This window comes from Dendronalium phyllosphericum CENA369 (assembly GCF_016056275.1).
GTDB classification, from domain to species: domain Bacteria; phylum Cyanobacteriota; class Cyanobacteriia; order Cyanobacteriales; family Nostocaceae; genus Dendronalium; species Dendronalium phyllosphericum.
In genome coordinates, this window is the sequence record NZ_JAECZA010000016.1 from 49002 (window position 1) to 70579 (window position 21578).

Genomic DNA, 21578 nt, shown 5'->3' on the forward strand with positions numbered 1-21578 from the left:
TATTAGGTTGATTCCTTATTAGCAAATAATTGAGATATTCCTGAATTTGATTTGCTTTCCTCACTTCCCCTCCCAAAAGCGCGTGAATTAGTCTCCGCCGCGGCTCTAGACTATTGGTCTTGAGTTCACCACTAGACTCACGGTGATATCTTAAGACCAAGGGAACGAGCCGTACTTTGTCGGCTCTGAGGTGGAATGGCTTTATTTTGCTGGATTGTTCTCACAAGACAATTACTTTTAACAATTTTCTATAGGTTAAATACACAGCAGGCAGCTTTTTGCCAAAGTATAACTCGCGTTCGGTTATTTGAGTTGGTTGGGTATCGAGAGTATCCTAATGTAGAGACTAGGAGAATGGTCAAGTTGATAACATTACAATATCAAGCTTAGGAGTTCTCAGAATCCTTCCTTTTTTATTATGACGCAAGCAAAATGTTTTGGAGGGAATAATATTAACATAATTTTGTCCTCCTGAGGTTTTATTTTTTCGATTGCCAACGACACGACCGGGAAAATTTTATAAAGCTAAACCAAATAATTCGCAAGCATTTTGGGTAGTTTGATGGGCGATCGCTTCTACTGTTTCCCCTCGCAATTGAGCAACTTTTTCCGCCACATGTCGGACATAAGCAGGCTCGTTACGCTTTTGACCGCGTTTGGGCACGGGAGCCAAAAAAGGACAATCTGTTTCAATCAGTAAGCGATCGCTTCTCACCATCGCTGCTGAGGCTTGAATGTCTTTAGCGTTTTTGAATGTTACAGTCCCGCTAAAGCTAATATAAAAGCCTAAGTCAACGAACCATTGTGTTTCTTCTGGCGTTCCGCCCCAACAATGCATGACACCCCGCAGGTTTGCTCCTTTGACATTCTGCCATTTTTGCAATATCTCCCTGACTTGGTTAGCCGCGTCACGACAGTGGATAATCACTGGTAAATTCAATTGTGAAGCGATCGCTAATTGTGCCTCAAATACTATTTGCTGTTGCTCGTAGTTATCGGCTTTGTAATAATCCAACCCCATTTCACCAATTGCTACAACTTTCGATTCTAAACTAGCCAATGACTTGATGTTTTCGGCTGTTTCGTTCTGCCATTTCTGGGCATCTAAAGGATGCAATCCAACAGCAAAGCTCAGTTCGGGAAATTGGTGGGCGATGGCTTGAATGCTGGAAAATTCTGCTGGCTCGACGCAGGAATGTACTAAACGCACTACACCTGCTTGTTGCCATCGCGATCGCACTCCGGCTAAATCCGGTTGAAAAATGTCAAAGTTAATATGAACGTGGGTGTCAATCAGCTGCATTGTTGTTAAAGGTCAGTTGTCAGCAGTCATTGGTCAGTTGTTAGTGGAAAAGCACAAACAACTGACCCTTCAGGTGATGCCCCTGCGTCGCAGGTCGCTGGTTCTATTTAGTGAGCCACTGCGGTGAAGCAGACTGGCTCCTGAAGAAAACATTGGCTCACCAATAACAACTGACTATTTAGCAGTTTGTGTAACTGGCTTAAGTTTGTTAGCCAATCTTGACTTTTTCCTCGCCCCATTATTGGGATGAAGAACACCCCGTTTTACAGCTTTATCGATTTTGCTATAAGCCTCAGACAGCCACACTTGTACTTCTTGTTCGGCTTCTGAGGTAGGATTAGCCGTATAGGTTTCTACAGCATTCAGGTATTTCTTCATCAGCGTTTTGACTGCTGATTTGTAAGCTTTGTTACGCAGTCGGTTGCGTTCTGCAGTTTGGGCGCGCTTAAGAGCAGACTTTGTATTCGCCACAGTCAATTCCAAATAAGACTATTAATGATGTACACACACTACTAGATTTACTAATATAGCACCCATATTGCTAATGTTAAGACTTGTGCAAAAAATTTGATATCGAGTCAAGGCTCTTGGGTAAGGTTAAACAAAGTTTTTTCCTTTGCGCTTTCAGCTTTTGCCATCTTGCCCAGCCTTGATTTAGTGTTTGCTCAAACAAAGAAATGCGTTAGAATGAGGTGCTGCGATAAATCGCAACTTTAATTACTCACTACCTGACCCAGCGGTGTGACTGCAATAAATCGCAGTCAATAACTGTAGGTGTACAGACACGTTATCATTGTATCTGTACATAAATTAACTACTAAAGTAGAAAAATCAGTAAAAATTATACTCAGATTCTATTTCTCACCCAAGATCGGGGGAAACTTGGATGCGATCGCACGCCATTTATATCCCACAGGGAGTGAGGAATAGAGACATAAGGACGGTGGGAATTGGCGCGCCCACTCCCTGCCGCAAGCCCTCACAGGCAAGTCGGACTGAGCAATTTAGTAGCCTTCTCAAGCAACCCAGATGCTGGCAGCCTTGGGAGTATCAAAAAAATCCAGGTTAAGCTAGAGAAGAGAATTAGGGTTGGCTTGACACCCCTTGTGGGTCAAGAGCAAGACTGAATTCTCAGGCGGGAATATTTTAAACTTTGGCATTGTCCTTACTCCATGCTGCGAATCATTACTCAGCAGGCAGACGTTAAAGCAGAACTACAACGGATCTGCGATCGCACCCATGACGAACAGGTGCTTCACAAAGAAGCTACGGTGCGGGAAGTGTTGCAAGCAGTGAAGCGCCAAGGCGACAAAGCTGTGTTGCATTATACAGCTGAATTTGACAATCAAACCTTGAAACCTGAAGAACTGCGTGTTACAGGTTCAGAACTAGATGCAGCCTACCAACAGGTATCCAAGGATTTGCTCCAGGCAATTCAGCTAGCTTGCCGTCAAATCGAAGCATTTCACCGTCAGCGAGTCCCGAAAAGCTGGGTACACTTTGGCGATGATGATGTAGTGCTGGGCAAACGCTACACCCCTGTAGACCGAGCAGGGTTATACGTACCTGGCGGTCGTGCTGCCTATCCTAGTACGGTACTGATGAATGCAATTCCAGCCAAGATAGCTGGCGTACCTCGCGTGGTGATGGTGACACCGCCAAGAGCAGGAAAAGCGATAAACTCAGCAGTTCTGGTGGCTGCCCAAGAAGCTGGAGTGCAAGAAATTTATCGCGTTGGAGGAGCGCAAGCGATCGCAGCTTTAGCTTACGGTACAGAAACGATTCCCAAAGTGGATGCGATCGTCGGGCCGGGCAACATTTATGTCACCTTAGCGAAAAAACTGGTCTACGGGACTGTGGGTATCGATTCTTTAGCCGGGCCGAGCGAAGTATTAATTATTGCCGATGAAAATGCAAATCCCGTTCACGTTGCAACTGATTTGCTGGCACAAGCCGAACACGATCCGATGGCAGCAGCAATTTTGTTGACAACAGATACTGCTTTGGCAAAAAACGTACAAGTAGCTGTAGAAAGACAGTTAGTAGATCACCCACGGCGAATAGACACGGAAAAAGCGATCGCTCACTACGGTTTAATTGTCCTTGTAGAATCCCTAGAAGCAGCGGCAGAACTCTCAAATGAATTTGCTCCCGAACACCTAGAGTTAGAAATTAAAGATCCTTGGGCACTTGTGCCACACATTCGCCATGCTGGGGCAATATTTTTAGGTTACTCTACACCACAAGCAGTAGGAAATTTTTTAGCAGGGCCTAACCATATTTTGCCAACTTCTGGCGCAGCCCGCTATGCCTCGGCATTAGGGGTGGAAACGTTCCTCAAACATTCCAGTATTATTCAGTATTCACAAACTGCATTGCAAAAGGTGGCTGGTGCAATTGATGCCTTAGCAACAGCTGAAGGCTTACCTTCTCATACCGATTCAGTACGACGGCGAATTCAGCAAGAAGAGTGATTTGCAATGTTTAATTTTTTCCTAAACTAGGGACAAAAGTTACTCAGTGGCATCACACTGAAAGTTTGGACGATAGTTGTTACCCTGCGGAAAGCTGCCCTCTGAGCGTCTACAACAAAGAAACTATTTGCCTAGTAAGCAAAGTTGGATAGGGTTAGTTGAATTTAGGCAAGTGGCATAGAGCTTACCTAAATCAAGCAAAATGGCAAGATTCCGCACGGTGCAACTTCGATAATACAGACTAAGTGTCGATCTGGAGAATTATTTGGTGTCGTAGCCAATAAACTCTTGAGGCACTGATGTCAGGTGTCTACTCTTTTAGGAGGCGAGAGCAGTGCTAAAAAATATTTTGGTAGCTCTGGACGGTTCGGAAATTGCAGAACGAGTCATTCAGACTATAGAGGATTTGGTGTTTTCACCAGAAACAAAACTCATTCTTTGCCATGTCTTTCCTACACCAGAGTCAGAGTTAGAACTACCTGCCGATCGCCCTCATCCAGATTCTCCAACACTTTCTTTTTTTCAAATTGAAAAATTGCTGCAATCTTATCAAGAGAAGTTATCAGTTGAAAGTGAATTAGAACTGGTGACAGGCGATGCAGCGGACGAGATTATTCGCCTTGCTAATATCTACAAAGCTGACTTGATTGTAATTGGCAGTCGCGGGCTGACTGGTATGAAACGAATTGTTCAAGGTTCTGTTAGCAGTCAAGTTGTGGAAGAAGCTAATTGTTCGGTGTTAGTGGTTAAGCCAACTTAGAGCGGGTAATACCAATTTAAAAACTTTAAACTACTGCGATCGCCCGATTGGCATGTTGTACTCTTGCGCGTCAGGGGTGCATTTTTAAAGGGAAAAGGTTGTTCTTATTCCTTTTCCCTGCTTCTGCAAGAAGTCTAACGTCTTTGAGTTGCTAAAAATTGACGCAAGCTAAACAAACTTAGGGTTTGACCTAAATTCAAAGGTAAAGCAGAAACTCCTTCTAAGCGAGATTGCACCCAACCTTCTCCCCAATACCACTCGTGAAACCCATCAATACCTCCACTGAGTAGCAAACGCAGACAGTTAGGTTTGACCACCTCAACTTGATGATGAATTGGCACTGGACCAGTCCAGCTTGTAAATTGAAATCCTGTATGCAATTCTTCTGGCATTCCTGGAGCAAAACGTTGCCATGTGAGCCATTTTCTTAGTTGTTCCGGATGCAACAGGCTGTCACGAATGGCATCGGGTGATGCTTCAATCTCTATTCGCAGTTGGCTTTGTTGAAAATTACCCAGCATTTTTTGAGGATTATTTATAAAGTTAAGTTGCCATAAATTAAAGTTAACTCGTTAAAGTAATTAGTTGTTGGGAGGCAAAAGTAGGAGAAAACAAGAAGATGAGGGAATAGAGTCTTTTTCCCTTTAGTTCTCAGCTTTCCCTAATCTCCCTACTTTTTTGTACTGATGATGACAGCATCACTTTTCTAGCTGATGAGAACCTAGAATAGAACAAATGGACTTGTTAAGAAATGTAAGGTTTTTCATGGCAGATCAGTTAATTCGTGCCACAGCAGCTGAAGGTGGAATTCGTGCAGTAGGCGCAATCTCCACACGTTTAACAGAAGAGGCACGGCAACGCCATCAGCTTTCCTATGTGGCAACAGCAGCCCTGGGTCGGACGATGACAGCAGGCTTGTTGATGGCTTCTAGTATGAAGCGAGTTGGCTCTAGGGTTAACGTCAGGGTGAAGGGTGACGGTCCCTTGGGTGGTATATTGGTTGATGCAGGCTTAGATGGGACAGTACGCGGCTATGTAGGAAACCCAGCTATAGAATTGCCTCCTAATGCCAAAGGTAAGCTAGATGTTGGTGGTGCAGTAGGTCAAGGCTACCTTTATGTAGTACGAGATATTGGTTACGGCTACCCTTACTCTAGTACTGTAGAACTCGTTTCCGGCGAAATTGGTGATGACGTAGCTCATTACCTAGTGAATTCCGAACAAACACCTTCAGCAATAGTTCTTGGGGTGTTTGTGGGAGCAGATGGTGTAACGGCGGCTGGAGGTCTGTTGGTGCAAGTTTTACCTAAAGCTGCTAGAGATGAAGCCCTAGTAGCAAAGTTGGAATCGCGGGTAGCTGCTTTATCAGGATTTACACCGTTGTTGCAAGCTGGCAAGACTTTAACGGAAATCTTCAACGATCTCTTGGGAGACATGGGGCTGACAATTTTTCCAGAAAGCCAAATGCTCCGCTTTCACTGTGGTTGCTCTTTCGATCGCGTTTTGGGAGCGCTTAAGATCCTCGGAGAAGCCGAACTGCAAGACATGATTATTAAAGATGATGGTGCTGAAGCAACTTGTGATTTTTGTGGCAAAGTTTATCAAGCAAGTAGCGATCGCTTAGCTCAGTTAATTGTTGATTTGCAGACAGAAGCTGCTATTAGCGATTAGGTATAAAACAACACTATTTTTTTAAGTAATTAATGGTATTTTGGGAGAAAGATAATGTAAAAAGTAGCTTTTTAATGACGAGAAAGTTACTATAACAAAAACGGAATTATCATTCTAGAACAGATCGCTATTCAATTATTTTGGTGTGAGAGATGACACAGCGGGATATTCCAGACGGTTGGTCGCCAACCAAAGCAGGAGAGCCAGATCAAATGGAAGGATCGTCCCGAACGCCCCAATTAGGGGAACCTCAAGCATTTGGTGTCCCAGCTACTGGTTCTACCTCTAAGTCAGTGAAGCAGCGAAAAAAGAAAAATTCCGCAGACACTAATTTACCCAGCAAAATTTCTCGGAAACTGCCAGGCTGGACAAAAAGTTGGGTATTGTGGTCAGCATTATTAGCTTTAATTCCTGGCAGTGTAGGTTTCTTGGCAATGGCAATGCTGCTGAAATTGCCAGCTGCGCCAAATTGTCCATCAATTTTTTGGCCCTTGGCTAGTGCTTCGGTGCGGTTGCATTGCGCTCAGTTGGCAGCCTCCAAGCAGGATGTGAATGACTTACTGCAAGCGATCGCCTTAGTCAAAGAACTGCCACAAGATCACCCACTGCGGGGAGAAATCAATCGTTTTATCGAAGAATGGTCAAAGGATATCTTGCAGCTAGCCGATCGAAGTTTCCAAGCAGGGAATTTAGATGAAGCGATCGCTACTGCTCGTAAGATACCCGAAGACCTCGCGGCTTATAAATTAGTAGACGCTCAAATTTCCCAGTGGCAATCAATTTGGTCTAAGGCAGATGACATCTACCGCAAGGCAGAAGACGAATTGGCCCGAGGAAACTCGCAATCAGCATTTATGTTATCGTCGAAATTGCTGCGCGTAGACAATAAATACTGGGCAAGTACCAAATACGACCAGTTAAATCGCATCATTGCCTCAGCTAAAGAAGATGGCGAAAAATTGGCAAAAGCTCAAGGTTTAGCAGACAGTAAAGTAGTAGATAATTTACTCGAAGCAATCAAAATAGCTGAGGGCATTGAGCAAGACAGTTACCTTTATCAAAAAGCTCAAGAGCTAATCCCCGCGTTTGGACACAAGATGCTGGAGTTAGCACAGGCAAAGTTAGACCAACGGGATGCAGATACAGCCTTAGATATTGCCAGGCAAATTCCAGATAATACCCGCCTGCAAGGGGAAGTTGAAGACTTTATCGCGATAGCTGATGCTCAAAGGAGTGCGTGGACGGGTAGTATTGATGGTTTACAAGCAGCAATCTCCCAAGCACAACAAATCGATCCCTCTAGACCAGTTTATGACAAAGCACAACAGTTAATTGCTCGTTGGCAGTTGGAAATTGAAGATGTAGCGCGTTTAGACAAAGCGCGAACGCTGGCTAGTCAAGGGACAATTAACGATTTAACAGCAGCGATCGCCGAAGCACAGCTTGTCCCCGTGAATAACCCTCGCGGCTCAGAAGCTAGGCAAGAGGCGGGTCGTTGGCTGGGCCAAGTGCAAACTATCGAAGACCAACCGTACTTAGACCGTGCCGAACAAATTGCATTGCTAGACGATATCAACTCTTTACAAGCTGCGATCGCTGAGGCTAGTCAAATCCGTCGAGGTCGGGCGTTGTATCCAGAAGCACGTAAAAGAATTCGCCTTTGGACAGCTAAGGTTGAGCGAATTCAAGACCAACCGTATTTGGATCGAGCCAGAGAACTAGCTCAAAGTGGAGATTTACCCGCTGCTATTAATACAGCTCAAGCAATTGCATCTTCTGGGCGATCGCTTTCTAGTGAAGCACAAGCAGCAATAAATGACTGGGACGGGCAAATCCAGGCTAGAGAAAACTGGAAGAAAGCACGAGAAGTAGCAGTTGCCGGCACGCCAGATGCTTTAGCAGAAGCGATACGGCTTGCAGATAAGGTATCAAACAGTAGTGTTTTGCGCTTAGATGTGAATGTGGCTATCGACCAATGGAGTCAGCAGTTATTTGACATCGCACGCTCTCAAGGCGAATCTGATATTGCTAGAGCCATTGAGACTGCAAGGTTGATTCCCCGCGCTAGTGCTGTTTACAGTACGGCACGAGAGCAAATTAAGACTTGGCAACAATTTCTCAATCCTCAGCCTCCACCTCCACCTCAGCCTGATATTCAACCATCTCAGCCCTCAACTACTATTAATGGGCTGTAATTGTTAATCTGTCTCAATCAATCTCTTACAAAAAAGCAATTTATTTTGTGGAGATAATTGTCAGGGCGAACGGCTGTTCGCCCCTACTTCATTTACTCCAAGCCCCTTCGGGGCGGGTGTAGGGTGTGGGGTGTTGGGTGTAGGGGAAGAACTAGCCCCGAAGTAAGGTTTAAAGCCTCGCCCCTTGTGGGTGGCTTAATTTCCCTACACCCCACACCCTATCCCCTACACCCTGTTCATCTGAAAAACGCTGTATCTATTGGCGATGAAGGTTTTTTCCTTGGACTGCCTGGAAATCTTAACTCCTCTGCCAAATTTTAATCGTTTTATCTAAACTGCCGCTCACCAACATCTCGCCTGAAGCTGTGAAAGCTAATGCTGTGACTATGTTGCTATGACCTGTAAAAGTGGCTAGCAGTTCTCCTGTCTCTAAATGCCATAGCTTAATAGTTCGGTCGCCGCTGGCACTGGCGATAACTTGCTCGTCTGGACTGAGGGCGATCGCATATACTCGATCTGCATGTCCTTTGAGAGTGCGGATTAATCTTCCCGTTTCCAAATACCAAATTTTAATTGTGCAATCCCAGCTACCACTAACTAGCAGTTGACCATCTGCACTCATCGCCAAAGAACTAACAATGTGAGAATGACCCATGAGGGTGTGTAGTGGTTGAGCATCCTTTAAATTTTTAGTCTTTGTCTGAAGAGGATTATGCCAAACTTTGATTTTGCGGTAACTACCTGTGACCAAAGTTTGACCATTTCGACTTAAAACTAAGGAATGAGCAGCTGTATCATCCAAGGAAAGAGCGATCGCTACCTGACGGCGCATTAAATCCCAGAACAGAATTTTTCTATCATCTCCCCCAGTTGCGATCGTCCGTCCATCTGGGGTGAAAGCAACGCAACGCACCATACCGTTATGCTTGTGCAGGATATCTATCAAGTCTAGTGCGCCTACGTGCCAAATCTTAATTGTTGAATCTGCGCCAACAGTTACTAGAGTCTGTCCGTCTGCACTAAAAGCTAGAGAATTCACTTCATCTACTAGCCCAGAGACTATCCAAGGATATTCCGACAATGTATCGATTAGTTCACCCTTGGTTAAATCCCATAGCTTCGTTTCTCCACGACTGCCACTTGCCAATATGGGCGAGGTTTTACCATTCTGATACCTGGAACTAAAAGCAAGGCAATTAATTCCTTTAGTGTGTCCTTTTAAAGTTTGCCAGCATTCCCAATCACCAATTATTTCTTTACGGGGATGCTCTGGTGGCAAAGTTTGAATTGTCTCTGCCATCATTTTCTCATCAACTAATGGCAATACATCTTTTTTAGCAATTTTTTTAGTACTAAATGATTCTAAATACCAACTCAATCCCCCTGCATACAATAAGTTACTTGGGTTGACATACAGTTTTGCCTCGCTCGATTCAATTTGATTAGTTGGGAGAAATCCTGTAATTACTGCATGTTTTTCGTATCCTAGCTTGCCATTAGATGGATAAAACAAACAGAGAAAAATTAATACTTGATGATTTCTCAAATCTTCTTGAGCTATTGACCATCTAACTTTATCTTTTTTAATACCGTTAAAACTTTCTCCATCTGCTACATAAACTTGAATACTGACTTTTGGATTATCTGCTAGTAAATAAGTAAATTTGCTTTCGCCTCGCAAATTGCCTTCGTCATCTAAAACAATATTTTGCAACGTGTCTTGTGGCAACTTTCTCACCAACTTGCCGAGACGTTCAGCCATGACTCGTTCAACAATTTGTTCTCGCAACAGATAATCTTCTGCTTGCTGCTGGAAATATTTGGGAAAGGGAATTACCCAGTCAGGAGGTTCTGGATATTCAGGCGGTATTGGCGGCGGATTTTTAGCGAGTATTTCGGCTTGCTGGCGAGAAAAATCAAGAATTCTAGCCAAAGGCTCGCCCCAAAATCCCATAATTTCACTGTGACAACCTTTAACTTGACTTTCCAGCAAAGAGAGATCGTAAGTCTTAGGTTTTTTTACACGTTGAAGGAAGTCAGCTTGTTGAGCTTTGAGTAAGCTAATCCAATCCATCTGCATTCCAGCGGCACAATCTTGCATACCTACGGTAAGCTATACCAACGTAATTACTCAAGTTTATAACCTATAGTTAATTAAAAATTCAGTGATAATCGCAGTCTAATAGAACACATTTAAAAAACTGTATTTGTTGCCAGCATTCAACTATATAGCATTCAAACAGTTTATTGAATCATGTGATTGAGGTATAGAGAATTAAATGATGTCAGTCAATTCTAACTAACCTAGAGAAGAAGATACTGTTTCCCTAGAAACAGTTCTATCAGCGAATTATCCTGTGGGTGACGCTTCTTCTCTCAAGAAATACAGTTGTAGGGATGTAATATCGTGTTCGGTTAAAGACTTATTATTAAGACCGCAGGGGGGCAGAGGGGAGCCAGTGCGTTGGGCGGCTCTGCCGACTTGAAGCAACTGGCGTGCAAAGGTACAGAGGGGAGGGGTTTTCAGGCTTTCTGCATAGATTCGGGAATTATAACTAATTAACCGAACTTGATATAAGAGTGTCTGATTAAGGATTTTATATATAGCCGTCGCCAGTAGTGTTAGGACATCAACAGACGATCAAACCTAGACACAAAAAGACTTTTCACCCAGTCCCCAGTCCCCAGTCCCCAGCTATACATAAATAAAATTTATGCTGTTGAGAGGGCGGCTCAATCGGCTAGCCACACTCATAACAGCATCTGCATTAAATTATTGACTTACTCTGTTAGTTGTTGACAACTAACAGAGTAAGCTTTTTATTTAGAAGTTCCTTAACTATATTGCTCGCTTGCATCTAAGTTAAACAATATTTGTAAGGTTTGCATACATCGCCGCCTAGCATCAACATCCTGCTGCGATCGCAATTGCACCATCGGGTCGTGTAAAATTTTATTAACTATTCCTCTTGTTAAAGCTTCAATCACTTCTTGATGTTTTTCGCCAAATTCTGAACCTAGGCGCGACAAAGCTTTTTCTAATTCTTGTTCGCGGATGTTTTCGATTTTATTCCGCAAACAGCTAATAGTGGAGACAGTTTCTAGACTGCGCCACCAAACATCAAAAGCTTCCACTTCTTCTTCTAAAAGTCTCTCAGCTTCTTGGGCCATCTTGCGGCGGCTTTCGTAGTTTTGCGCCACTACTGCCTTCAAATCATCTACGTTAAACGCTTGCACGTTTGCTAGTTCGTTTACGTCTGCATGAACGTTACGCGGCACGGAAATATCAAATAACATCAGAGGGCGATTCGGCTCTAAAGCTATTTCTAACTTAGCGCGGTCGAGTATCGGCTCAGTTGCAGAAGTGCTGGTAAAGACTATATCGCTTTCGGTAATTACTCTCATCATTTCCGAAAGTGGATGAATGTGGATCGGCTGTTCGGGAAATTGTTTTGCTAGTTCTTGAGCGCGATCGCGAGAGCGATTTACAATACTAATTTGTGCAGCACCTTTAGAAATTAAGTGTTGTACCAGCAACCGCGACATTTTGCCAGCACCTAAAATCAATACGCGGCAAGCAGCTAAATTGGCTACTTTAATCTGCGCCAACTCCACAGCTGCCGAACTAATAGAAACAGCACCCGTACCAATGCTGGTTTCCGTGCGAACTCGCTTCCCAGCTGTAATTGCTTGTTTAAATAATCGATTCAAAATCGTTTTTATACCGTTGTATTGCTGTCCTAGTTTGTGAGTAGTCTTTACTTGAGCAAGAATTTGACCTTCGCCCAATACGAGACTATCTAAGCCAGCAGCCACGCGCATGATATGCATAACGGCATCATCATGCAGCAACATAAATAGGTGTTGTCGTAAAGAATGCACGGGCAGTTTACTGTATTCTGCAAGAAACTGCGTTACTTCGCGGATACCATATTCTGTTTCGCTGGTGACGATGTAAATTTCCAGGCGATTACAGGTGCTAACTATTGCCACTTCGTCAATATGGGGATAGCTACCCAGATGAGCGATCGCGTTTTCAGTCTGTGGTTCTGGAATACTGAGCTTTTCCCGGATTTCAACTGGGGCTGTTTTATGGCTTAACCCCACCACTGCAATATTCATTTCTTATCGGTAATTGGTAATGGGTACTGGGGATTGGGTACTGGGGATTGGAGATTGGGCAGAAAGAATTAAAAATTTTTAATTTTTAATTTTTAATTTTTAATTGATTTATCCCCAGTCCCCAGTCGCTAATTACGAATGCAATTGCACGATTTTGGGCTGCTCAAACATATGAATGGTATCCACAAAACGAGCAGTTTTTGATTGGCTGGAAATAACCAAGCTTTGAGTTCTTGCGCCGCCGTTGAAGAAGCGTACACCTTGCATGAGATTACCACTGGTAATACCGCTAGCTGCAAACAGAACTGTGTTACCAGATGCCAGTTCATGAGCATCATAGACCTTATCGGGGTCGGTGATGTTCATCGACTTCAGACGTTCGAGGTTAGCTTCTTTACTTTCACCAATCAAACCTGTTTTCACTACTTCTGGATCGTAGATCAATTGACCTTGGAAGTGTCCACCCAAAGCACGCATCGCTGCTGCGGATATTACACCTTCTGGGGCTGCACCAATACCCATTAACGCGTGAATATTAGTACCAGCAAAACCACAGGATATAGCAGCACCCACATCACCATCCGAAATCAGTTGCACTCTTGCCCCTGCTTGGCGGATTTCTTTGATTAAATCGTTGTGGCGATCGCGCTTCATGACAACTACTACAAGTTCGTCAATACCACGGTCTAGAGCCTCAGCAAGAATCTTCAGGTTTTCTGTGGCTGATTTATTGATGTCTACCTTGCCCTTGGCTGCTGGTGGTGCTGCTAACTTCTTCATGTAGAAGTCAGGTGCAGCAAATAATCCACCTTTTTCGGAAATTGCCAAAACAGCCATAGAACCAGGTTGCCCGTATGCAACCAAGTTTGTACCTTCGCAAGGGTCAACGGCAATGTCAATTTCAATTAATTCATCAGGGTTACAGAAGTCTTTGGCATCTGGTTGGGTACAGATACCGACTTCTTCGCCGATGTACAGCATAGGGGCATCATCGCGTTCGCCTTCGCCAATCACAATGCGACCGCGCATGTAAATTTTATTCATCCGCTCCCGCATAGCTTCCACTGCTACTTGGTCTGCGGTGTTTTTTTCGCCTTTACCCATCCACTTTGCGGATGCGATCGCGGCTTGCTCTACTACCTCAATAATCTCTAACCCAAGTGTATTTTCCACAGAGTCGCCCTCTCAACTGCTTGACTTTGCGTCGTTTTATCTGGCTATTTCAGTCTTTAAGTCTACCAGAAGGGCGTACACCCGTGGGAATATAGTCTCTAGAGGTTGCTGTGTTAAGTTTTGCTGCTAACAAATTAATGCGATTGTGACTGATTTTACTAATACTATTGTATTACTGTAATTTTCATACATTTTGAGAAACTTACAGAGAAAATGCGATCGCCTTAGATAAACCCAGAAACAACAAGAGGTAAATCATGTTTATCGACTACATCACATTAATGTTGATTAATATGGTAGCTGGGTTATTTATACTGGCTGATTATGTATATCGGGGCTTAGATAAGCCTTATCAAAAACAGTGGATTCCGGGATTTGGAATTACGGGGGCGATCGCCTTAACAACAGGTTTGCATACGATCTTCACTTGGCCAATTCGTGGTAGCTTTAACATCGCTTTTGGTGAAACAACCGTTTTATTCGGAATCCTGTTTATCGCCGCGGCGATCGCGCTTGCTGTAGGCTGGGAACTGTTGACAGTAGCAATTTATGCTTTCTTTGCGGGTTTAGTGGCGATTGTGGTGGGAATACGCATTATTAACCTGAATATGACACAACAGCCTTTGCTGTCAGGAATTGGCTTTATTCTCACTGGATTGGCTGGTATTTGTGCCGCACCAACTCTTTATTGGAAAACTAACCGTACTTGGCGTTTAATTGGTGCAATCGTGTTGATAGTTGCTGCCTTAATTTGGGCATTTACTGGTTATCTAGCTTACTGGAATCATCTAGAAAGTTTCCAGAAGTGGGTTCCAGCCCCAATGCGGTAATTCATACCAGAAACGATCTAGGCTAGAGATAATTCACAAAAATCCATAGATTAAAATATGTTGGACTTCCTTAACCCTCTTCTCGGTCGCCATCCAGAACGCGTCAAAGCCAACGTTGAAATCTACACTTGGCAAACTTGTCCTTTCTGCATCCGTGCCAAGATGTTACTGTGGTGGAAAGGTGTAAACTTCACTGAGTATAAAATCGATGGTGACGAAGCAGCCAGAGCGAAAATGGCAGAACGCGCTAATGGTCGCCGTACAGTACCGCAGATTTTTATCAATAATCAACACATTGGCGGTTGTGATGACCTTTATCAACTAGATACAAAAGCTCAACTCGATCCGCTGTTATCGCAAGTAACTGCTTAGAATTCCAATTAGTAGTGGTGTTGGTGAGAACCCTACCGATTGGGTGAAATCGGATTAGTTAAAAACAAATATTAAATTTTTTAGCCCTAGACTTTTAGTCTGTGGGCTATTGCTTATTCCAAGTTAATTTACGGCTAGCTTAAATTTAGAATTGCTAATACAAAATTGAAAAGATATTATTATTTTAAATTCCTGGAATGAGTTTAGAGTAAACACTTTCAATCCCAAATATAAAATCTAACATTAGTATAAGTAGCGATCAAATATGTCAATAGAATATCCAGAATATCTTATACATAAACAATGGATGAGCCACGCTCTGGAATTGGCACAAGCTGCCGGTGATGCAGGTGAAGTTCCCGTAGGTGCTGTTATGATCGATGCAAGTGGAAATTTGATTGCAGAAGGTGAAAACAGAAAAGAACGCGACAAAGACCCCACAGCACACGCGGAAATTCTTGCCATTAGGTCAGCTGCTCAAACTTTACACAATTGGCATCTGAATCAATGCACCTTATACGTAACTTTAGAACCTTGTCCGATGTGTGCGGGTGCGATCGTACAGTCCCGTGTAGGAATGCTGGTATATGGAGCTGATGATACAAAAACTGGAGCGATTCGTACTGTGACCAACATTCCTGATAGCGCTGCTTCTAATCACCGTCTGCGTGTTATTGGAGGTATTTTAGAATCAGCCTGTCGTCAGCAGTTGCAAACTTGGTTTGCTACTCGGCGGCATCAGAAAAAGTAACAGACAGAGGCGAAACTGTCCAATACCTATGACACAACTTATGAAAGAAAATCTACGGTGTAACTAATAAACATTTTATTATTATTCCGGACATCCAGCAGCTACCATCATCATGCAATTTTACTCTTCCGACCATACTTGCCAGGAAACACCAGCACCTACCCAAGTAAATTATCAGGTCGCTGATACGACATCGCGGGTTTCTCCATGGTTAAGCCCTCCGGCGTATTTATTAGGTCGTCATCTCCTTTTACCATTCTTCTTTGGACAAATTAGAATTACCGGACAAAAAAATATCCCTTCTACAGGCCCTCTAATTCTGGCTCCTACTCACAGAGCGCGTTGGGATGCATTACTAGTACCATATACTGCTACTACTTGCGCGATCGGTAAAGATTTGCGTTTCATGGTGACTATTGATGAATGCCAAGGACTGCAAGGCTGGTTTGTTCGCCGTTTAGGAGGTTTTCCTGTAAATTCTAAACACCCGTCAATTACCACCCTGCGGCATGGAGTTAAATTACTTCAACAAGGAAAAACTCTAGTAATTTTTCCAGAAGGTAATATCTTTCGTGATGGCGAAGTTCACCCATTAAAGCCAGGAATTGCTCGTCTGTCTTTGAGTGCTGAATTTAGTCAACCAGGATTGGGAGTTAAAATAGTGCCCATCGGCATCAATTACAGCCAGCCTTATCCTAACTGGGGCACAGACGTTGATATTCACATTGGAAATGCAATCAATGTGGCAGATTACACAAATGGCAGTGTTAAACAAAATGCCAAACGCCTCACAGAAGATTTAGCTAAGGTGCTGAAACAATTAAGTAATCAAGAATCAGCAGTTAGGACTCACGCATTTGCGGAAATTACTAATAGCTAATTTTGTCAGTTGTCAGTTGTCAGTTGATAGAGGAGACAAGGGAGATAAACAAAATGATTACCTGTTTCCTAACTCAGCACTCAGCACTCAGCACTCAGCACTCACTAAATACCCAAAGTTAATTCCCAGTTATTTAATCTCCCCACATCTTGCACGGCGTAATCAATTATCCACAACTGCCAGCGCCCTTGAGCTGAGATTGATAACAACTGCTTGAGAATTGGGTGCGATCGCACTGTGTAAGTCATTTGCAATTTAGTACCGCGACCGAGAGTACGATTTTGTAATAATACCTGTTGATTGGTCGGGGCTATTAAATAAATTTCCAAATCGCCCAGATAATCGTGAGTGATATTTGCTGTTATCTGAATATCTTTAACTACACCAGATTCAGAAATGGCGATCGCACTTTTTATCCCCTGTAAATCGTTATCTGGAATCGCTACTTGGCTGTTATTGTTTCCTGTTACTTGTTTGGTGGCAGTTGATGTTACTCCCCGTTGTTGCTGTGCTGCTTGCACTGCCCTTGCGGCATTGACTTTGCCATAACCAAACCACTGAGAATGTCCGTCACCATCGTAAGTACCTGCGCGCAAACTCAGTTGGGGGTCGGGGTCAGAATCCACAATCTTATCAGCCGTTTCTTGCAAAATACGTTTGACTTGTTGGGCTGTTAAATCGGGATTTGCTGATAAAACTAGTGCTGCTACGCCTGCAACTACAGGTGTGGCGCTGGAAGTACCGCCGAAGTTGCCAGTAAAGTTACCTGGGTCGTAGCCTGCACTTCCCAATTGGTCGGTAGTCAACATTCCGAGTCCGGTTAGAGAAGTAGCAATCGCAGGTTGTGTAAAAATATAACCTTTATCTTGAAATGACATTCCTGGTGGGGCATTGTTACTAGGGGCACAAACTGAAATACTGGTTCCCCAATTACTGTAAGCAGCTTTTTTATTCAAACTAGTAGAAGCTGCGATCGCCATTACATCTGGATGTACCGAAAAACCACTTAACCAATCGACATTTCCTTTTAAGATGTTTTCCGGCCAATTCTGCTCATTAATAGTACCGTTAACCGGACGGTTGGCATTACCTGCCGCAAATACAATTACACACCCTTTCCCATTGCGTCCTTTGGTGGCGGCGCGGGTAATAACAGCTTTCTGCCGCAAAGATAAAGGGAAATAAACAGCTGAAGCTCCCCAACTACAAGAAATCACACTCGCTCCCTTTTCTATAGCCCAGTTGAAGATTTCCTCAATTGATTCATCATCCAAAAACCCAGTACTGCGAATGGGCATCAACGCACAACCAGGAGCAACTCCGACAATTCCCGTACCATTTTCTTCCGCCACAGCTAGCCCCGCACAAGCTGTGCCGTGACTAGTTTCGTTGTCATCAGGTAAGGGTAAGAAGTCTTTTTGTTTGAAGTCTCTGGGAGCAACAACTTTGCCGCTCCCTTGAAAATCTGGATGGTTCAAATCAAAGGAATCATCTACCACTGCTACAACCACAGAACGCAGACCGCGAGTAATATCCCAAGCTTTCTCCACAGAGATATGGGAACCTACTACTAATTGGTTGCCGCCGTTATGGTTGAGATACCATTGCTGGGGATAGAGAGGATCGCGGGGTTTGTAATGTGACTGAGTTTGGATGAGGATATTCGGCTCGGCAGCTAATACTTCTTTGAGTCCTTGTAACTGGTTAGTAATTTTGATGGGATTTTCGGTTGCTTGTTTGCTAACTAGGAACACAAAAGCATTAGGAATCCCAAGAACGGGTTTTTCTTGAACTAAGTTGAATGCAGCTGATATGGCATTAATCGTAGCAGTGTCTACCTCAGAGACAAATTGAATCGTAATTTGGTCATTCAGGTAAACGAAAGTCCCAGGATTAGCTTTGATTGCGTAAACGTGACTGGCAAAAGCAACATTTCGGTCAGCGCGTGCTTTAGCCATCGCCGACTCTAACTGATTGGGTGCAACCGTGAAGAGTTCTAGTTTGGCTTGAGGAATACTCTGCTGCCAAATGCCCCAAGTAACCTGAGATAATTGTTGCGGAGGAAAATCGGTAGTAGGGCGGATGGTGAAACGGTCTAAAACTTTTTCTAAAATCAATTCTTCACCACCGCGTTGTAAAACTACTCCCAAGCTGCTTGCTGGTACACCTGTGGTTGTAAAATCAGAGGAATTAACGCGATCGTTCATAGGGGCGATTTAGTTAGTATGCAGGGCAAGGGGAACTCAATTCAACCGATTTTCAGTCTAAATCACAGAAACTTAAGTAGGTAGCTTTGTTTTATTAAAGACAAAAACAGAGTTAAGATACCCGAAGTTTCCTTGCCTTTTCTATATATTTGTCGCACTAATTTACCCCATGAACTTTGCTGCCGCCGGTTCCTTAATTCGCTACACTTCCTTATCACTCATAGCAGTTCTTAGCCTGCTATCATCTGTTAATGCTCAAGTACCATTGCTACCAGGTACTACTAACCAACCACAACCTATTGACCCCAATAATCCGAATAACCTCCAGCCTACATCCCAAAATAACAGTATTTTGAGCCTTGCGGGGGGCGATCGCTTAATGAAAGAAGCAGATCGAGCCGTTTCTGCTCAAGACTACGCCCTAGCTGCCAAGAAACTTCAAGAAGCGCGTCAAGTCTATAATCAGCTATCTAATTTTTATCAAGAGTTAAACGCTAGCTTTTCGGGCATTGACAACAGAGTGTCTGATTCCCAGCGTCAAAAAGCTTTATTAACCGCTCAAAAGCGAGATGAAGCTACTTATCAGCTAGCACTGGTGCATCGGGCACAAAATCAGCCAGAGTTAGCCGTACCGTTGTTAGTTCAAATTATCAAAAGTCAAAATCCGACACGAGATTTAGGCAAGAAAGCCTATCAACAGTTATTTGAGCTGGGTTTTGTTGATTCTCCCTATCCCAGACAAGGAAGTGGTACGTCTTCGTCATCGCAAAAATAAGTAGTTGTCATTGTTTCTGTCCCTGTATCCCGCTTTTCCACATTCTTCCAATTCCTTAAACAAAGTTGTCTGCTCTATATTTGTTAATAATAGAAAGGTAAGTTTTTTCAGGAATTGCGATGATTAGTCCGCAGCAGGTTGAGGCAATGATCGTAGCGGGACTGCCAGATGCCCAAGTTCAGGTGCAGGACTTGACTGGTGGCGGTGACCATTATCAGGTGACAGTAGTGTCATCGCAGTTTGCAGGTAAAAGACTGGTGCAACAACACCAGTTAGTTTATGGTGCGTTGCAGCAAGCTATGTCAACCGAAGCGATTCATGCCTTGGCTGTAAAAACCTATACTCCCGAAGCATGGCAAGCAACAACTCCTTCCTAAAGGTAAAAGTTAGGAATTAGGGATTTAATGTTATAATTCCTCACTTTTAACTACTAACTTTACACCTCCATTTCTCAATCTTAAATGCAGAATAGGAACCAAAAAGACTATGACACCAGAACTCAAAGAAAAAATTGATAACTTGGTACAACAAAACAAGATTTTTGTTTTCATGAAGGGCAACAAGTTGATGCCTCAATGTGGTTTCTCCAATAACGTTGTGCAGATTCTCAACACTTTGGGAGTTCCCTTCGAGACGTATGACGTTCTTGCAGACTCCGAAATTCGTCAGGGCATTAAAGAATATTCCAACTGGCCAACAATTCCCCAAGTGTATATTGATGGTGAATTTATTGGCGGTTCGGATGTCTTGATTGAACTATACCAAAAAGGTGAATTGCAGCAATTGGTAGAAGTTGCACTAGCTTCTTAATGTCTTTTTAGCAGCAAAGCAGAGACTACATTGCGGAATTAGTGCTTGAAAAATTCCGTTTTTATTACCCTTGAAAATTAGGAAGATAATAATATTTTCCTATCTTCAAGGGCTTTTTCATGGTGTTATCTCAAGCCTGTTTGAGGCAAAGTGCTGAGTAAAAACCCAGTTGCTCTAAACCTTTCGGATTCCTATAGATGCAATGATGGTTTATTGAGTAAATCTCACTTGTCGATGTGGTTCTCTGTTGCAGTCAGCCGCTCGATTATCTGAGCTTTTTCTGGCAATTTAGCGTCGCGCTGCCCAGCGTAACGCGCTCTGGCAGCGAACAAACTAATGGGAGTATTTAATAAATCTACAAGGGTGGCTTTACCTGCGATCGCCTTTAAACTATTTTTTGGGACTTCTTTGAATAACCAACGTCCTAAGCGATAGCCGCATTCAGCGAGGGTAATTTCTCGCATCAATTCTATATTGTGCAATTCATGTAAATAGCGATTTGAGCGCCCATAACGCCGCCATTGACTTGCTAATTCTTTAAATGTGGTGCGGTGGCGGTGCTGGACAATGGCTTCTGGGGCAAATTCCAAGCGCCCGATGCTTTGCCGCAGAATCCGCCAGCAAATGTCTGCATCGCCGCCAGTTGTGAGATGAGGACGAAATAAACCTGCTTTTTCTAAGGCGATGCGACGAATTGCTAAATTAGCAGTTTGACCGTAGGCACAAAAGGAATGGGCCAGAGTATGCTTTTGCGATAGAGTTTCTTGGCTATTTGCGTATTGTTCTAGTAAACTGTTGCCCGGTAGTGCCATAATTTCACCAGCGACAATTACCACATCTGGCTGGACAAAAGGCTGGATTAATGAAGTTAGCCATTGTGGTTGCGGACGGCAATCAGCATCGGTAAAAGCGATAATTTCACTAGCAGCAGCGCGAATACCAGTATTACGAGCAGCGTAGGAACTTTGAATTTGATTTTCGCTCAAAGGACGAATTGTAATTGGGGAATTTTCGGCAGTTTTTTTGAGAAGAGCGAGAGTGCGATCGCTACTGTTATTATCTACAAGCAAGTACTCTACTCGGTCTTTTGGATAAGTTTGAGACAAAAGACAACTAATTAATTCTGCTAAGTCTGTTTCACCGTTGTAAATAGGAACAACCACCGATACCATTGGCAAGAAATTGGTAGCGGTGGTTGTATTAACTGGCTGATAATTCATAGAAGTGTTAAGGATGAAGTATAAATAATGAAGTA

At 43.4% G+C, this 21578-nt stretch carries 19 protein-coding genes; 11 read left to right on the plus strand and 8 right to left on the minus strand.

The features are described 5' to 3' along the window. Positions 1 to 517: 517 nt before the first annotated feature. Both I8752_RS06575 and rpsT read right to left on the minus strand, forming a co-directional pair. Entirely contained in the window at positions 518 to 1303 is a 786-nt protein-coding gene (locus tag I8752_RS06575) for a TatD family hydrolase (protein ID WP_214431502.1), read from the minus strand. Between the two features lie 174 nt (positions 1304 to 1477). Then, positions 1478 to 1774 (minus strand): 30S ribosomal protein S20, encoded by a 297-nt coding sequence (gene rpsT, locus I8752_RS06580; protein WP_214431503.1) that lies wholly within the window; start codon positions 1772 to 1774, stop codon positions 1478 to 1480. A gap of 701 nt (positions 1775 to 2475) precedes the next feature. Between rpsT and hisD the strand changes: the two genes are divergently transcribed. Further along, positions 2476 to 3777: a histidinol dehydrogenase gene (gene hisD, locus I8752_RS06585; protein ID WP_214431504.1), complete on the plus strand. Its 1302-nt coding sequence runs from the start codon at positions 2476 to 2478 to the stop codon at positions 3775 to 3777. A 334-nt stretch (positions 3778 to 4111) separates the two neighbouring features. Next, complete coding sequence (locus I8752_RS06590; protein WP_214431505.1) at positions 4112 to 4537, plus strand: universal stress protein; 426 nt, start codon at positions 4112 to 4114, stop codon at positions 4535 to 4537. Positions 4538 to 4671: 134 nt separating this feature from the next. On the opposite strand, the gene I8752_RS06595 is transcribed toward I8752_RS06590, so the two are convergent. Beyond that, positions 4672 to 5058 carry an SRPBCC family protein gene (locus tag I8752_RS06595; protein WP_214431506.1) on the minus strand — a complete coding sequence of 129 codons (387 nt, stop codon included), beginning with the start codon at positions 5056 to 5058 and terminating at the stop codon, positions 4672 to 4674. 244 nt (positions 5059 to 5302) lie between these two features. Between I8752_RS06595 and hslO the strand changes: the two genes are divergently transcribed. Both hslO and I8752_RS06605 read left to right on the plus strand, forming a co-directional pair. Continuing rightward, positions 5303 to 6208: an Hsp33 family molecular chaperone HslO gene (gene hslO / locus I8752_RS06600; protein ID WP_214431507.1), complete on the plus strand. Its 906-nt coding sequence runs from the start codon at positions 5303 to 5305 to the stop codon at positions 6206 to 6208. A gap of 152 nt (positions 6209 to 6360) precedes the next feature. Further along, entirely contained in the window at positions 6361 to 8403 is a 2043-nt protein-coding gene (locus I8752_RS06605) for a chromosome segregation ATPase (protein ID WP_214431508.1), read from the plus strand. 298 nt (positions 8404 to 8701) lie between these two features. Here the strand turns inward: I8752_RS06605 and I8752_RS06610 are convergent, their stop codons facing one another. From I8752_RS06610 to glpX, 3 genes are all read right to left on the minus strand, one after another. Next, entirely contained in the window at positions 8702 to 10477 is a 1776-nt protein-coding gene (locus I8752_RS06610) for a WD40 repeat domain-containing protein (protein WP_214431509.1), read from the minus strand. 761 nt (positions 10478 to 11238) lie between these two features. Then, positions 11239 to 12525, minus strand: coding sequence for a glutamyl-tRNA reductase (locus tag I8752_RS06615; RefSeq protein ID WP_214431510.1), 1287 nt, complete (start codon positions 12523 to 12525; stop codon positions 11239 to 11241). Between the two features lie 132 nt (positions 12526 to 12657). Continuing rightward, on the minus strand, positions 12658 to 13698 hold the full coding sequence (gene glpX, locus I8752_RS06620) for a class II fructose-bisphosphatase (RefSeq protein ID WP_214431511.1): 1041 nt from the start codon (positions 13696 to 13698) through the stop codon (positions 12658 to 12660). A gap of 257 nt (positions 13699 to 13955) precedes the next feature. Here glpX and I8752_RS06625 point away from each other — a divergent pair, with 257 nt between their 5' ends. The 4 genes from I8752_RS06625 to I8752_RS06640 all read left to right on the plus strand — a co-directional run bounded on the left by I8752_RS06625 (position 13956) and on the right by I8752_RS06640 (position 16531). Then, complete coding sequence (locus I8752_RS06625) at positions 13956 to 14528, plus strand: DUF981 family protein (RefSeq protein ID WP_214431512.1); 573 nt, start codon at positions 13956 to 13958, stop codon at positions 14526 to 14528. A 57-nt stretch (positions 14529 to 14585) separates the two neighbouring features. Next, on the plus strand, positions 14586 to 14900 hold the full coding sequence (gene grxC, locus I8752_RS06630; protein ID WP_214431513.1) for a glutaredoxin 3: 315 nt from the start codon (positions 14586 to 14588) through the stop codon (positions 14898 to 14900). Between the two features lie 265 nt (positions 14901 to 15165). Then, positions 15166 to 15651, plus strand: a complete 486-nt coding sequence (tadA, locus tag I8752_RS06635; protein WP_214431514.1) for a tRNA adenosine(34) deaminase TadA — start codon at positions 15166 to 15168, stop codon at positions 15649 to 15651. A 112-nt stretch (positions 15652 to 15763) separates the two neighbouring features. After that, positions 15764 to 16531: a lysophospholipid acyltransferase family protein gene (locus I8752_RS06640; RefSeq protein WP_214431515.1), complete on the plus strand. Its 768-nt coding sequence runs from the start codon at positions 15764 to 15766 to the stop codon at positions 16529 to 16531. A 104-nt stretch (positions 16532 to 16635) separates the two neighbouring features. On the opposite strand, the gene I8752_RS06645 is transcribed toward I8752_RS06640, so the two are convergent. Beyond that, a complete protein-coding gene (locus I8752_RS06645) occupies positions 16636 to 18738 on the minus strand; it encodes a S8 family serine peptidase (RefSeq protein ID WP_214431516.1) in 2103 nt (700 codons plus the stop codon). A 169-nt stretch (positions 18739 to 18907) separates the two neighbouring features. Here I8752_RS06645 and I8752_RS06650 point away from each other — a divergent pair, with 169 nt between their 5' ends. The 3 genes from I8752_RS06650 (at position 18908) to grxD (ending at position 20323) form a co-directional block, all read left to right on the plus strand. Further along, positions 18908 to 19513, plus strand: coding sequence for a hypothetical protein (locus I8752_RS06650; RefSeq protein WP_214431517.1), 606 nt, complete (start codon positions 18908 to 18910; stop codon positions 19511 to 19513). A gap of 119 nt (positions 19514 to 19632) precedes the next feature. Next, positions 19633 to 19890, plus strand: coding sequence for a BolA family protein (locus I8752_RS06655; RefSeq protein ID WP_214431518.1), 258 nt, complete (start codon positions 19633 to 19635; stop codon positions 19888 to 19890). Between the two features lie 109 nt (positions 19891 to 19999). Beyond that, on the plus strand, positions 20000 to 20323 hold the full coding sequence (grxD, locus tag I8752_RS06660; RefSeq protein ID WP_214431519.1) for a Grx4 family monothiol glutaredoxin: 324 nt from the start codon (positions 20000 to 20002) through the stop codon (positions 20321 to 20323). A 224-nt stretch (positions 20324 to 20547) separates the two neighbouring features. Here the strand turns inward: grxD and I8752_RS06665 are convergent, their stop codons facing one another. Further along, positions 20548 to 21543 carry a glycosyltransferase gene (locus I8752_RS06665; RefSeq protein WP_214431520.1) on the minus strand — a complete coding sequence of 332 codons (996 nt, stop codon included), beginning with the start codon at positions 21541 to 21543 and terminating at the stop codon, positions 20548 to 20550. Between the last annotated feature and the right edge of the window lie 35 nt (positions 21544 to 21578).